The organism is Sporosarcina sp. YIM B06819, from assembly GCF_033485175.1.
Lineage (GTDB): Bacteria > Bacillota > Bacilli > Bacillales_A > Planococcaceae > Sporosarcina.
The window spans coordinates 1-15181 of the sequence record NZ_JAWLIQ010000016.1; the positions used below are offsets into that span (position 1 = coordinate 1).

Sequence of the window (15181 nt, forward strand, 5' to 3'; positions counted from 1 at the left end):
AATCGCCCTTCAGAGCAATTTTATTGATCCTCAAATTTGTCTAAACAAATTGTGTGATGGTTGACCCCTTTGATGTGAAGGCGTGATTCCTTCAGGTGAATCGCAAAAGGTCTACTGTTCTTGCTTTTGCGTTATGTATACGTATGTATACATATTTTCGAACGGCTTTATGTTACCGAAGAATGAGCCTTGGCAACAAAAACAGGTGTAGCAATCAGTCCCTGAATTGACCCTCTCTCAATAAAACGTTATTATAGGGGTACAGGGTATAAGTACTTACTGGGGAGGGGAAATTATGCAGGAATCAACGAAAAAAACTATCCAGCCTAATAAGCAACAACTACTGAATCGCTTAAAACGTGTCGAGGGACAAGTTAGGGGAATTCACCAAATGATTGAAAATGATCGCTACTGTGTAGATATTTTACATCAAATTAGTGCGGTTCAATCGGCGATGAATAAGGTTTCATTAGCGCTGCTAGAAGATCATACAAAACACTGTGTCGTAAATGCGATTAAAGAGCAGAATGGCGAAGGGGCCATTAAAGAATTAATGGATGTTATGAAAACAATGACAAAATAAAGAACTTTTTGACCATTACTTGACATACGTTACAGGGGTATAGTAAGTTGGAGTTAACAATAAAATAGGAGGTTTTTAACATGAAAGAAATTTTAAAAGTAGAAGGCATGTCATGTGGACATTGTGTCAATTCTATCGAAACGAGTGTTGGAGAACTTACAGGTGTTTCAGCAGTTAAAGTGGATCTTGGCAGCAAAGAAGTTGCTGTAGAATTTGATAGTGCAGCAACATTGGCTCAAGTAAAAGAAACGATTGAAGACCAAGGCTTTGATCTCGTCTAATTAAGAATCAATTACGCCTCGGCGTAATTGCGTCCAGATTTTGAATTGCGCTTGAGGCCAGCACGATGCTGGTCATGCAACCGTTGCCGCAGGATGCGGCGAACTTAGGTTGCCTTCTTAACCCCCTTCAAAATCTGTGACATCCGCCGGAGGCTTTGGGCCAACAGGATGTTGGTTACTCAGACGTTGCCGCAGGACGCGGCGAAATTAGTCTGAGTTCCCCTACTCAGTAATGGGGTTCTGCTGAAGCAAGTTAAAGATCCGCTTACACCACGTGGGGGTATAAAGCGGTGGAGGACATTATACCTCTCGGTAGGTATAGTTCTTCTTTTTGAAATTAATATACCCCCACTAAGTATAGGAGGAGGGACATCATGGCGACAGCAGAAAAAACATTGCAAATTAATGGCATGACGTGTGCAGCTTGTGCGAATCGTATTGAAAAAGGTTTATCTAAAATAGAAGGCGTGGAGAAAGCTAATGTGAACTTTGCATTGGAGAGTTCAACAATTGTTTATGACCCCGCTAAAACGAATGTGAATGAGTTTAAGGAACGGGTTGAAAAACTTGGTTATAGTGTTGTTCAGAGCAAAGTCAATTTTGATATATCGGGTATGACGTGTGCAGCCTGTGCGACTAGGATTGAAAAGAGAGTTAGCAAGATGGATGGTGTTTCTAGGGCAAGTGTTAACTTTGCATTAGAAACGATTGCTGTTGAATATGACAGTAAGCAGGTTAATGCGACCGAAATGATGACGGCTATTAAGAAGATAGGTTATGAATTAATACCTAAGCAAGATAGCCAAGGCAAAATGGATCATAAAGAACAAGAAATTAATAAGCAACAGAAAAAGTTCATCTTGTCATTGATCTTGACGATTCCATTGCTATGGACGATGGTGGCGCATTTTGAGTTTTTATCCTTCATCTATCTGCCTCATATTCTCATGAATCCTTGGGTGCAGTTGGCATTTGCGACACCCGTTCAATTCATAGTCGGCGCTCAGTTCTATAAAGGGGCCTTTAATGCGCTACGCAATAAAAGTGCTAACATGGACGTCTTGGTTGCACTCGGTACGAGCGCAGCGTATTTCTACAGTCTCTATTTGTCGATTGAATGGATGAATGCAGGCGGAGTTGGCAGTCCCGAATTATATTTTGAAGCATCCGCTGTTATACTTACATTGATTGTACTTGGGAAATTATTTGAAGTGCGTGCAAAAGGAAAAACGAGTCAAGCCATTCAAAAGCTATTGGGTTTACAAGCAAAAACAGCAAGAGTATTGCGTGATGGCGTTGAAATCGAATTACCGATTGAGGAAGTCATCGCAGGTGATGTGATACTTGTGAAGCCAGGTGAAAAGATTCCGGTTGACGGCGAAATTATTAACGGACGTTCAGCCATCGATGAATCGATGATTACGGGTGAAAGTCTTCCGGTGGATAAAGTAGTCGGCGACGTTGTCATTGGTGCGACGATTAACAAGAATGGTTCATTGCAAATCAAGGCAACAAAAGTTGGTAAAGATACGGCATTAGCACAAATTGTGAAAGTGGTTGAGGAAGCGCAAGGATCGAAAGCGGAAATCCAGCGTTTAGCGGACAGAATTTCAGGTATCTTTGTACCGGTTGTTGTGATCATTGCGGTGGCAACGTTCTTCATTTGGTTCTTTATGGTGACACCGGGCGATTTCCGTTCGGCTTTGATTCCAACGATTTCGATTTTGGTTATTGCATGTCCGTGTGCGCTAGGTTTGGCGACGCCGACGTCGATTATGGCGGGTTCAGGCAGAGCGGCTGAAATGGGCTTGCTGTTTAAAGGCGGCGAACACTTAGAAAACACACGCTCGATTGACACTGTTGTGTTGGATAAAACGGGAACAGTGACAAATGGTCAACCTGCTTTGACCGATATCACAGTGACAGCGGGCTTTACAGAAAATAAGGTTCTGCAATTAATTGCAACAGCTGAAAATCAATCCGAGCATCCTTTGGCACAAGCAATTGTCCAAGGTGTGAAAGTAAAAGGGTTGTCATTGCTGGAAGTGACTGATTTTGAAGCGTTGCCGGGTTATGGCATCCGGGCTGAAGTAAGTGGCAGAGAAGTATTGGTTGGCACAAGAAAATTAATGAATGAGTATAGCATCTCTTTTTTGTACTTGGAAGTTGCAATGGAAAAGCTTGAGAGTGAAGGGAAAACAGCGATGTTGATTGCTGTGGATAACAAGCTCGCAGGTGTCGTGGCAGTTGCTGATACAGTGAAGGAAACGTCGAGAGAAGCTATTGCAAGAATGCAGGCTTTGGGTCTGGACGTCATTATGCTGACAGGAGATAACCAACGAACCGCGGAAGCGATTGCACGTCAAGTTGGCCTGTCGCATGTTATTGCAGAAGTGCTACCTGAACAAAAGAGTGATGAAATTAAAAAGTTGCAAGATCAAGGTAAGAAGGTCGCAATGGTCGGCGACGGCATCAATGATGCACCAGCTCTCGCCATGGCGAATATCGGAATGGCTGTCGGAACAGGGACGGATATTGCGATTGAGGCGGCCGATATTACGTTGATGCGCGGAGACTTAAACAGTGTCGCTGATGCGATTATTATGAGTCGCAAAACGATGCGAAATATTAAACAAAACCTATTCTTCGCATTTTTCTACAATACAATTGGCATTCCAATTGCGGCACTCGGTTTGTTAGCTCCGTGGGTTGCGGGTGCAGCGATGGCGTTTAGTTCCGTGTCCGTTGTGTTGAATGCATTGCGGTTGCAGAAAGTTAAATTCTAATTGGAATGAGGGGAAGCCATGTGGAGAGGATCCTGCATGGCTTTTATTTTGTAGTCCAGTTCGTCGAAAGGGTAGTTCAGTTTTGCGTATAGGTAGCCCAGTTCATCAAAAGGGTAGCTCAGTTTGGCAAATAGGTAGTCCAGTTTCCACAGAATTCATCATAGGAACAAAATTATCGAGTTGGATGGTGCTTGAACAATGTATGGATGGCTATCAACATTTAGTGCGGCAATTAGTGAGCCACTGACTAGCCTCATGCATTCTTTTGCAGGTGTGCCGCTTGTTTTTGCGCTTTTGCTAGGGCTAATTGGAGCTGTTGCTCCTTGTCAGTTGACGGGAAATATGAGTGCGATTACTTTTTACGGTAATCGCACGGTTCAAATGAAAAGTAATTGGATTGAGATAGGATTTTTTATTGCAGGAAAAGTTGTTGTTTTTAGTGCCCTTGGCTTGCTAGCATGGCTCTTTGGACAATCATTTGAGACGAAAATTACGGAGTATTTTCCTGTTTTCCGTAAGGCGATTGGGCCATTAATTGTGATGACAGGGCTTGTTTTGCTGGGGGTTCTCAAGCTTGAGTTTCTGCATGGATTAACGGCGCGGATTCCGATGCGGTTGCGTGAAGGGAAGTTTGGCTCGTTTATGTTGGGCGTTAGTTTTTCACTCGCTTTTTGTCCAACGATGTTCGTCATTTTCTTTTTGTGGCTAATGCCAGCTGTTGCAACAACTTCTTATGGCTTTATCCTCCCGACGGTATTTGGCATTGCCACGTCGTTTCCACTTATTCTACTGTTCTTTTTAATTTGGTTTTTCGACGGTAAGCGTTTGATTATGAAACGTAGCAGGAAAGTAGGGGCAATGATTCAACGCGTTGCAGGTGTGATTCTTGTACTGATTGGTGTGTTTGATACGGTCACGTTTTGGAGAATTTGAATCGTGTCCTGTTCGCTGAAGTGTTATGCAAATGAGGCAATTTCATTTATCCGAATATGGATGTGCGTGCAAAGATCTTTGAAACGGTGATACCTATGACATGGGTAACGCTACTATTTGAAAATTATAAATAGGATGTTGCATCAAGGAAACTTCTAGCATACAATGACACTATAATGAGGAATAAAATGAGTTAGCTTTCAATAGAGAGGAAGAACAATGTGCTTGAATTTTTTATGGAGTTAGATGCCGTTTACCAGGCCTTAATCGCGACTTTATTCACCTGGGGAATGACGGCGCTTGGGGCTGCGTTAGTATTTACGACGAAGACAGTGAACCAAAAACTGATGGATGGCATGCTTGGCTTTGCGGGCGGCGTGATGATTGCGGCGAGTTTTTGGTCATTGCTGTCTCCTGCAATTGAAATGGCGGAGACTGGACCTTTCCCATCTTGGTTCCCCGCTGCAACTGGCTTTTTACTAGGCGGATTGTTCTTGTGGGTTGCTGATAAAATCATTCCTCACGTGCATCCGACTTCTCCGATAACAGACGCGGAAGGCATACATCCGGAGAAAAAACGTCGCAGTACATTGTTGGTACTGGCAATTACGTTGCATAATATCCCAGAAGGCTTGGCAATAGGTGTTGCATTTGGTGCGGTGGCTGCTGGTTTTCCGTCGGCATCATTGGCAGCGGCGATTGCTTTGGCTGTGGGGATTGGGATTCAAAACTTGCCGGAAGGGACAGCAGTTTCCATGCCTTTACGGAGAGATGGTATGTCCCGTAAAAAGGCTTTTATGTATGGTCAATCTTCGGGTGCCGTTGAACCAATTTCTGCTGTCATAGGAGTTCTTGCGGTTACGTTAATGGCCCCAATTTTACCGTTTGCACTTAGTTTCGCGGCGGGTGCAATGATTTTCGTCGTCGTTGAAGAAGTGATTCCGGGTTCGCAGGAAAACGGTAATAAGGACTTGGCTTCCATGTGCTTAATGCTTGGATTTGCCGTCATGATGATACTGGATGTGGCGTTTGGGTAAGGGAATAGGGGGTAGTAGACTTCATCTTCGGGTGGGGTCTTTTTTTGTTATAGATGGATATGAAATTGTCAGTGAAAACAGCGAAACTGCAAGCGCAAACTTTCACTACAAATTGCATCATTTTGGTTCTGTCGACCTATCAACTGGGAATACAATGGGGTAAGTGAGGTGATGTAGTCATAATGCATTCGGAGTCAAAAATAAAGAGCGTAGGAGATATTCAAATGGAGCAGTGGTTGACGTTCCATTCTGGGACCGTGCATCGTCACCCATTGTGGAAAAGGGCATTTGATATTGTGGGTAGCCTGTTCATTCTTTTCGTTTGCCTACCATTGTTCCTAGTTATTCCAATAATTATAATTATCTTTTCGAAAAGACCGGTTTTCTTTACTCAGACAAGGACAGGCATGCATAACAAGAAATTTCGGATAGTAAAATTCCGTACGATGAAGGTATCTACGCATAATAAAAAAGGGCTTACGTATAATTGGGAAGAAGGGGTACCGGATCACTTTCAGTTTAAGACAGGAAGTGATGAAAGTGTTACGACAATCGGCAAGTTTTTGCGAAAGTATAGTCTGGACGAGTTGCCCCAATTGTTGAATGTGTTGGTGGGTCATATGAGTCTAGTTGGTCCTCGTCCTGAAATCCCAGCAATTACAGAATTATATAGTCACGAGCAAGTACAAAGATTACTTGTTAAACCAGGAATTACAGGTTACGCGCAAGTTAATGGACGATCAGATATTAACCACGGCAAGAAAATTGAATATGATTTGTACTATGTACAAAATCGTAGTTTGCGACTTGATGTAAAAATAATCGTAGCAACAATTGTAGCTGTTATTAAAGCAAAGGGGGCTTATTAAATATATGCAACCAATAGAGATGACGACGGTAAAAGCGCTATGAATGAGCAGATGAATTTGATAGAAATCTTTCAATTAATAGGTAATCAGTGGCGGAAAATCACGTCTTTTTTGTTGCTAATTACATTATGCGGTGGTTTTAGTAGTTTTGCTATTCCGCCCACATATGAGGCAAAAATCGATTTACTTATTAACAATCCAACGAAAGATGAGGGTAGTACGGTTTTGGAAACCTATGAAATTGATATGAATTTACGTCTAATAGAAACATACAAATATATATTAAAAAGTGATCGTATGATGGCTAACGTAAACGCAGAATTTAACAAGCCATATACGAATGGCGAGCTGATGGAAAAGATAAAAATTGTGTCTACTAACGAATCACAAATACTAACCATAATTGCTAATGAAAAATCCCAGAAGCAAGCAGCGCTACTTGTAAATACCTATGCCGCGACATTTCAAAAAGAGATCAAAGATCTGATGCATTTAGAGAATATAAAAGTTTTGAAAGAAGTTTCCGCTGAAAAAGACACAAGGAAAGTAAAACCAAATCATGCATATTATTTTATTCTATCGTTTGTCTGTGGTCTTCTTCTCTGTGTAACCATCGTCATTGCGCGAGAAGTCTATTTCACAAAAATGGATAGTGTAGTAAAAACAGAGAGGGCAACGGGCATGACAAATTTAGGTACAATCCCATTTATGGATAAAATTCTACTGAGTCAGATGCACAACGATGGACCACAAGGAAGTCTATTTACGAATGGAAACTTACCTGATTTCATAATTGAAGAATATAGAAGACTTAGGGAAAACATAGAGTTTATGCTAAAAGGACGAGGCATAAAAACAATCATGATCACTAGCTCTTCTCCTGGAGACGGAAAATCAACCATTAGCAGCAATCTTGCAATGATTATGGCGATGAATGGGAAAAAAACAATTTACATTGATGCTGATTTAAGGAAATCTACGGGTAGAACTTTATTTAATCTCCCTAAAAGAAAAGGTCTGACTTCAGCCATTGCGGGGCATGAAACGTTCGAAAGTATTATCCAAGCAACTGAAATAGAAAACCTGTCTTTTATCAGTGCGGGACCCCAGCCATTAAACCCGACAAAATTTCTGTCATCGGCTCGAATGAAAGAGCTACTTGAGCAACTGGCAAAGAAGTTTGATGTCATTATTATCGACTCCCCACCTTTACTTGTTGTCGATGCAGTCACACTGTCTTCAATTGTGGATGGTTGTCTATTTGTTATCGATGCAAAAAGTACGAAAGAAGAACTAGCTATGAAAAGCTTGGCACAGCTGACAAAAGTAAATGCACCCCTATTAGGAACAGTGTTGAATAGAACAGACCCAGCCAATAGTAATACTTATTATTAATGAGTAAGAAAGGCAGTGAAAGCTATTGTAGTCGACATACACAACCACATCCTACCAGGGATTGATGATGGTCCTCAAACTGAAGCCGAAGCCATTGAACTTGCAAAAAATGCATCTGCAAATGGAATTACTCATATTATTGCAACCCCACATCATCGGAATGGCATATACAATAATAATGCGCTAAACATCCAGTACTTAGTGAATAAATTAAACCATCAACTAACAAGCCAAGGTGTGCCCATTACGATTTTAGAAGGTATGGAAATTAGGCTGTATGAAAATCTGTTGAATGAACTAACTGACAGTTTGGTATCGCTTGCGGGAAGTAAAAAGTATATGCTCATAGAATTACCCAAAAATCACATACCACATTATACGGCTACTATTTTTTTTGAAATGCAACTCAGAGGCTATATTCCAATTATTGCTCATGCAGAACGAAATACCGTCATTAGAAGTGATCCAAGTCAACTTTTTGAATTTGTCAATCGAGGTGCTCTTGTACAAGTCAATGCATCAAGCATTACAGGTGCAAATGGAAGAGCACTGCGAAAATTCGCTTTGAAGTTATGTAAAGATCATCTTGTTCATTTTATAGCTTCTGATGCACATCACTTAACAAAAAGACCATTTCTTTTGTCATTTGCTTATGCCTATCTTCAACGTAAACTATCGCCCGATTATGTTGATTACGTAAAAACAAATGCACAACATGTACTAAACGGCACTGAATTTCACATCTTACCTCCGATTCAACCTAAATAATGGAATTGCCATATCATCCAGAGCCTATCACTCGCTAAAGTGGGGGAGCCAATTTGAAAATTGTTCAAGTCATTACCCGTATGGATACGATTGGAGGTGCCCAACTACATGTCAGGGATCTTTGTATTGCCCTGGCAGAGGAGGGACATTCCGTTTATGTCGTGACCGGAGGTAATTTGACGCTATATGAAGAGCTCAACACCGTTTATTGTCAATCATTAATGCGTAACCTTAACGTCGTTGCGGATATAAAAGCATTTTTAGAATTACGTAGCATTCTAAAAAGCATGCAGCCGGATGTGATTGCTACACATTCATCGAAAGCAGGAGTGATTGGCCGGCTAGTCGGTTGGTCGCTTCGTATCCCGACTCTTTTTACTGCACATGGTTGGTCTTTTACTGAAGGAGTAGCAGGAAAGAAGAAAAGAATGTATCGAATGATTGAAAGACTAATGGGGCGTATGACCAAGGGCGTGATCACGGTTTCGGAATACGACAAGCAATTGGCGCTAAAGCATAAAGTTTTACCACTGGAAAAATTATTAACGATTCATAATGGTGTACATGAAACAGAGTTATCAAGAGATTATAGGCATCCAGACAATCGACTAACGATGGTCATGGTTGCCCGATTCGCACCGCCAAAACAACAGCTTGATTTGTTAAAAGCCTTAACAAAACTACAGCAGTTTGAGTGGGAAATGCTGTTTGCAGGTGATGGACCATTATTAAGAGAAGCGCAATGCTTTGTGGAAAGTGAAGGACTGAATGACCGAGTTCAATTTTTAGGCAATCGGCATGATATATCAGCGATTTTACAGATGTCCGATATTTTTCTATTGCTCTCTGATTGGGAGGGACTTCCTCTTAGCATTTTGGAAGCGATGCAATGTAGTTTACCTGTTATTGCTTCCGATGTTGGTGGCATTAATGAAGCGGTAAAGCACTCCGTAAACGGTTATTTAATCTCACCGAAAGAAGAGGCTGAATTGGTAGACAAACTAGCTGTATTACTAACGAGCCCATCCCTTCGGCGGCAGATGGGAGAGCATAGCAGATTACTTTATGAGCAGCACTTCACATTTGAACAAATGCATGACAAGACATTTGCATACTATGAAAAAATAATCGAACAATCATAAGTTACCTCTCAGGAAGGAGATCAAGTGCATGAAAGTACTAGTGACTGGTGGAGCAGGATTTATTGGATCACATGTTGTAGAAGAATTAGTAAACCATCAATACGAAGTGGTGTTAATCGATAATTTAGTAACTGGATTCCTTGGTAATGTGTTAACTAACGTGAAAACATACCAGTTAGATATTAATAATCCAGAAATAGAATTTGTATTTGATAGAGAAAGGCCGGACTATATTATCCATTTAGCGGCGCAGGTCTCGGTCACCGCGTCTATGAAGGACCCTCTTTTGGATTTACAGACTAATATAATTGGTACGGTTAAGCTGATTACCTTAGCAAAAAAATACAATGTGAAAAACTTTGTTTTTGCCTCTTCAGCAGCCGTCTATGGAGAGCCAACCTATCTTCCAATTGATGAAAATCATAGTTTACACGCACTGTCCTTTTATTCTCTTTCGAAATGCTCGGCAGAGAAATATATTGGATTGTATGGGCTGAATAGCTGTATTCTACGTTTTTCAAATGTTTACGGCCCCAGACAGAATGCGGATGGAGAAGCGGGTGTCATCTCTATCTTCATCAACAAATTAGTACAGGGGGGAGAAGTTGAGGTGTTTGGTGGCTGTCAAACGCGAGATTTTGTTTATGTGAAGGATGTTGCGAGAGCTTGCCGGCTGGCTATCGAGGGACAACACAATGGGGTTTACAATATTTCTTCAGGAATAGAAACATCCATCAAAGAATTACTAACCTATATTTCAGATGCAATTGGGGATGCGACAATACCCGTGTATAAGCCAATAAGAGTGGGAGAAATTGAACGAAGTGTGTTGGACAATAGCAAAGTGTCTCAAGCGTTTGACTGGCGTGCGCATTATTCTTTGTCTGAAGGATTACGGGAAACGATTCACTATTATTCAACAGTTTCCCGCCCAAAGTTACCTATGAACTGATTATTAAAGGGAGGAAAATATGAATCTCGTTACAATTACATCAGTTGGTCAACTAAAAGACTACAAGGATGATTGGTCTTTCATTTTGGAGGATATCGACAATACAAATCCGTTTATCGAATTTGAATGGCTGTATGAATGGTGGAGTTATTTGGGACAAGGAAAAAATGTTGAGATCATCGCTGTTCAACAACATGGACGCTTTGTTGCATTTTTCCCCTTTATTTATAAAAAAAAGTGGTTCGGTTATGAATATAATTTTATGGCGCTAGGACAGGCAAACTATATGGATTTCATCGCGTATCAGCATGTATTGGATAACGCAATTGAATTTGTTTTTGACTACCTTTTTGATACGAAAAAAAGGGTGTTGTTTAATTTGCATGGGTTATTGGAAAGCAACCAGACACCTAACAGTCTGAATGCTTATTTTAGAAAGCGGGAGATAGAAAATCGGACGTATCGAATTGTGACTCCTTTTGTTGACTTGGAAAATATGAATCTCGATGACTATATGAAAGAAAGAAAGACACTGCATGGGCTGGATAGAAGGCAAAAAAGGCTACGGTCTTTAGGTACAGTTAAGCTTGCTACGAGTCGTCCAGAAGAGATGGACACTATTTTTCAGCTGCATAGTAAAAGATGGGAAAAGAAAAATGACACAAGTGGATTTACTAGCCAGGAGAAAAGACATTTCTTTCGGAAATTAGCTGAAAATACGACCGGAGCCATGCGTGTGCAAATTGAGTCTCTTTACTTAGAGGATAGACTTATTGCCTTCACGTACGGATTCAAATGTCGCGGAAGATACATGGGGTATGTGCTCGGACATGATGATTCCTTCGATTATTTCAGCCCAGGACGAATACTGGTTAAAGAAAAAATCAAGAAGAGTGTCAACAGCCCAATTAAAAAGTTGGACATGAGTATTGGCTATGAACCATATAAATTTGAATGGAGTACCGGATTGGATCATACAACGAGAATGGTTTTTTCTTCGAATTCTATACAAGTAAAATGGAGAAGGAACCTCATATGGGGAAAAGAATGGCTGCTTTCAGGTATTAAAAAAAGTAGGGAAGCTGTGTTATTTAGACGTAATACAGTTGGTAAAATTAAATATATTTTAAGGAATTTACGATCAATTGATACAGTCAGTAAGGTGAAACCAGATATTGTGAGCGCTATAAATTACGTCACAAAATTCTTTTTTGAACGACAGAAACATGTAATTTTAAAAATGGATTTACAATCGAATTCCGATCTAGTCACCCACGAAACGTTTAAGCCTGTAACCATTAAAAAAGTGTTTGCGAACCATGACATTGAAGATGGAGATATGAAGGAAATCGGAAATCGACTTTACCGTGGGTTTACTGGTTATTCTACCAAAGAACGATTGTCAGTTGATGATATTTGTTGGATTAATCAAAATGTTATTCGAATAGATGCAATCTCCTACCTGACTCAATTGCGAAAGGGGACTGTCTATATTGATAAGTGGAACCACGATAATATCATGGATATATGCGCCTTTATCAAGAAGGATTACAAGGCAAAAATAATTGTTATAGAATTGGAAGATCCAGATGAAAAAACGGTAGCTTCTTTAAAAAGTAGAGGTTTTTTCGTAGAAAAAGAGATTCATAATCAAACCTTCTTCGGCTTTAAGAAATCTACAATTATAGATGGATGCACGGGAACATAATAACGACCGACGATGGTGTTATTAAAAATCAACTAGCAGGGAAGGACAACTCATCGAAACGATAAAAAAAACGGCTGCGCTATTGATGATTATAACGGTCCTATCAAAAGTCTTCGGGTTTTTCCGTGATATTACGCTGACCTATTTCTATGGTGCTTCTGTTACGACTGATGCTTATTTCATTTCAATTTCCATTACAACGATGTTATTTAGCTTTATCATGACAGGAATCGCATCAGGATATATTCCCCTCTACAAAGAGATTGAAAATGATAGCGGTAAAAAACAGGCACTAAATTTTACTAATCGCTTGCTGACGGTTGTCCTACTTATCACAACTGTACTTCTTATTGTGGGATTTCTATTTTCCAGTCAACTCGTGACCATATTTGCCTTAGGTTTTAACGAAGAAACAAAGGGAATGGCGGTCCTTTTCACGCGTATCGGACTGATGGGAATCTATTTTACAAGTCTGACGCAACTTCTTGCGAGTTATCTCCAGCTGAATGGAAAATTCTCGACAGTTGCTATGCTGGGGTTTCCTTTCAATTTCATCATTATTCTCTCCATTATTATCAGTGCCCAGACGCACAGTATCGGTTTAGTAATGGGTAGTATTGCTGCATCATTGGCTCAATTTCTATTTTTACTACCCTCCTTGTCTAAGATAAATTATAGGTATTCTCCTGTAGTTCCATTGCTAGATGAAAATATAAAAAAAGTAGCATTATTTGTTTTGCCGATAACAATGGGTATGTCTGTTGACCATATCAACTCCATCATCGATAAAACACTTGCTTCGAGGATTGTCGAAGGTGGAATATCTGCATTGACATATGCAAGTCGATTAAATGATTTTGTCCATGGAATATTCGTTCTGTCATTCATCGCAATATTATTTCCTCATCTGTCAAGGATGGCTGCACAAAAGAGCATAGAAGAATTGAAGAGATCGATGCACGAAGTTCTTTCAAGTGTAATTCTTCTAGTTGTACCGGCAAGTATCGGAATAATGATTGTAGCTAAACCAATTATCCAATTGCTCTTCGGTCGTGGACAATTCGATGAGCAAGCCATTGTGTTAACATCGCAGGCATTGTCTTTCTATTCTATCGGCATGATAGGCTATGGTATTCGAGAGATCTTCTTGCGTACTTTTTATTCGCTACAGGATATGAAAACTCCGATGATCAATGCCTCCATCGCAGTGGCAATGAATATTCTGTTGAATATCATTTTATCGGCTTACATGGGGCTGAACGGATTGGCACTAGCAACAAGTATTTCAGCACTGATTAGTGTTGTCCTTTTAGCTATCAGTCTTCGAAGAAAAATCGGTCCATTAGGATTGAAAACTATAGCGGTCACTTTATTTAAAGTATTGATGGCATCGGGGATTATGGGTGTTGTCATCGTGCTAATAAATGAATATGTAGGGCTATGGATGAACGACCTTTTAAAAATGGTGGTTATCGTATGTGTAGCGGGGAGTTTCTATTTCATATTATTAACCATTTTTAAGGTGAAGGAATCAAGAGAAATCCTTACTTTCATACGAAGGAAGTTGCGCATATGAGAATTATGATGACAAGATCGAATCCCGTCAATCCTGATCCGCGTGTTGAAAAGGAATTGAACACGCTACTGGAACGTGGTTATGAGCTAAAGGTTCTAGCATGGGAAAGAAACGGGGGACAGGATGTTAAACAAAGAGATAACATAGCTCTGGACAATGGACAGGTACAGATTGAGTTATTCCATAAAGAAGCCTTATTTGGACGAGGCATCATCAATTTGTGGTCACTGTTATTATTTCAATTATTTTTATTAAAAAAACTGATCCACTACCGTAGGGATTATGACGTGATTCATGCATGTGACTTTGATACTGTCATTCCTGCGTTTGTCGTATCGAAAATCTTTCATAAAAAGTATGTGTATGATGTATTCGATTATTACGTTGACGCGTTTAGAGTGCCTACAATCCTGAAGCCTGTTATTGAGTGCCTGGATATTCAGATGATTAATCAAGCAGATGCTGTCATTATTGTTAATGACAGCAGAATCGAACAAATGCGAAAAAGTGTACCTAAAAGCTTGTGGATTATTCATAACTCTCCAGACAGATTACCTTTAGCAAATGGTAGGTTTGTTCCTATGGGTTCTGCTAATAAGAAATTGAAGTTTGTCTATGTCGGGGTTTTATCGACAAGTCGTTTTCTGCTTGAAATTGCCGATGTGATTTCCAAATTTAAGGATGCTGAACTCCATATCGGTGGTTTTGGTGATTTGGAGAGCCATTTTAGAGAGCAGAGTGCAGAACATCCTAATATCTTTTTTTATGGGAAATTGGATTATGATTCGGTTCTTACTTTAGCGGAGCATTGTGATGTGATGTTGGCAATCTATGATCCATTGGTTCCAAATCATCGTTTTACATCACCTAATAAGTTATATGAAGCGATGTTATTGAAGAAACCGATTATTGTGGCAGAGCATACGGGAATTGACGAAATCGTTGCAGTCAATCATACGGGGTTTGTTATCGAGTATGACAAGCTCAGTTTAACGAATTTGATCGAGCAACTTCTGCAAACTAGTCCAAATGTATTTCAGGAGATGGGTATCCGGTCACATCGTTTATATTCAGAAAAATATGCGTGGTCTATTATGGGGGAGCGTTTAACAAGTCTTTATGAGCAACTCTAAAAAAGAGGAATGACAAGC

The 15181-nt window shown here is 40.2% G+C and carries 13 protein-coding genes; all 13 read left to right on the forward strand.

Annotated features, from left to right (window positions below; translation table 11 throughout):
• The first annotated feature begins 295 nt into the window (after positions 1–295).
• The 13 genes from R2B72_RS11940 to R2B72_RS12000 all read left to right on the forward strand — a co-directional run bounded on the left by R2B72_RS11940 (position 296) and on the right by R2B72_RS12000 (position 15163).
• Positions 296–583 (forward strand): metal-sensitive transcriptional regulator, encoded by a 288-nt coding sequence (locus R2B72_RS11940; protein ID WP_318616803.1) that lies wholly within the window; start codon positions 296–298, stop codon positions 581–583.
• Positions 584–663: 80 nt separating this feature from the next.
• Positions 664–864: a copper chaperone CopZ gene (gene copZ, locus R2B72_RS11945; protein WP_318616804.1), complete on the forward strand. Its 201-nt coding sequence runs from the start codon at positions 664–666 to the stop codon at positions 862–864.
• A 374-nt stretch (positions 865–1238) separates the two neighbouring features.
• A complete protein-coding gene (locus R2B72_RS11950; protein WP_318616805.1) occupies positions 1239–3650 on the forward strand; it encodes a heavy metal translocating P-type ATPase in 2412 nt (803 codons plus the stop codon).
• A 198-nt stretch (positions 3651–3848) separates the two neighbouring features.
• Positions 3849–4583: a sulfite exporter TauE/SafE family protein gene (locus R2B72_RS11955; RefSeq protein WP_318616806.1), complete on the forward strand. Its 735-nt coding sequence runs from the start codon at positions 3849–3851 to the stop codon at positions 4581–4583.
• Positions 4584–4804: 221 nt separating this feature from the next.
• On the forward strand, positions 4805–5620 hold the full coding sequence (locus tag R2B72_RS11960; RefSeq protein ID WP_318616807.1) for a ZIP family metal transporter: 816 nt from the start codon (positions 4805–4807) through the stop codon (positions 5618–5620).
• A gap of 224 nt (positions 5621–5844) precedes the next feature.
• Positions 5845–6489, forward strand: a complete 645-nt coding sequence (locus R2B72_RS11965; RefSeq protein ID WP_318616808.1) for a sugar transferase — start codon at positions 5845–5847, stop codon at positions 6487–6489.
• Positions 6490–6546: 57 nt separating this feature from the next.
• Positions 6547–7884 (forward strand): polysaccharide biosynthesis tyrosine autokinase, encoded by a 1338-nt coding sequence (locus tag R2B72_RS11970; RefSeq protein ID WP_318616809.1) that lies wholly within the window; start codon positions 6547–6549, stop codon positions 7882–7884.
• 15 nt (positions 7885–7899) lie between these two features.
• On the forward strand, positions 7900–8652 hold the full coding sequence (locus tag R2B72_RS11975) for a tyrosine-protein phosphatase (RefSeq protein ID WP_318616810.1): 753 nt from the start codon (positions 7900–7902) through the stop codon (positions 8650–8652).
• 53 nt (positions 8653–8705) lie between these two features.
• The gene (locus R2B72_RS11980) at positions 8706–9794 is read left to right on the forward strand and encodes a glycosyltransferase family 4 protein (protein WP_318616811.1); all 1089 of its coding nucleotides are present in this window, start codon (positions 8706–8708) and stop codon (positions 9792–9794) included.
• A 28-nt stretch (positions 9795–9822) separates the two neighbouring features.
• Positions 9823–10746: an NAD-dependent epimerase/dehydratase family protein gene (locus tag R2B72_RS11985; RefSeq protein ID WP_318616812.1), complete on the forward strand. Its 924-nt coding sequence runs from the start codon at positions 9823–9825 to the stop codon at positions 10744–10746.
• Positions 10747–10765: 19 nt separating this feature from the next.
• Positions 10766–12454, forward strand: coding sequence for a GNAT family N-acetyltransferase (locus tag R2B72_RS11990; RefSeq protein ID WP_318616813.1), 1689 nt, complete (start codon positions 10766–10768; stop codon positions 12452–12454).
• A 61-nt stretch (positions 12455–12515) separates the two neighbouring features.
• Complete coding sequence (gene murJ, locus R2B72_RS11995; protein ID WP_318616921.1) at positions 12516–14030, forward strand: murein biosynthesis integral membrane protein MurJ; 1515 nt, start codon at positions 12516–12518, stop codon at positions 14028–14030.
• Positions 14027–15163 carry a glycosyltransferase family 4 protein gene (locus R2B72_RS12000; protein ID WP_318616814.1) on the forward strand — a complete coding sequence of 379 codons (1137 nt, stop codon included), beginning with the start codon at positions 14027–14029 and terminating at the stop codon, positions 15161–15163. The genes murJ and R2B72_RS12000 overlap by 4 nt, the downstream gene beginning before the upstream one ends.
• The last annotated feature ends 18 nt before the right edge of the window (positions 15164–15181 follow it).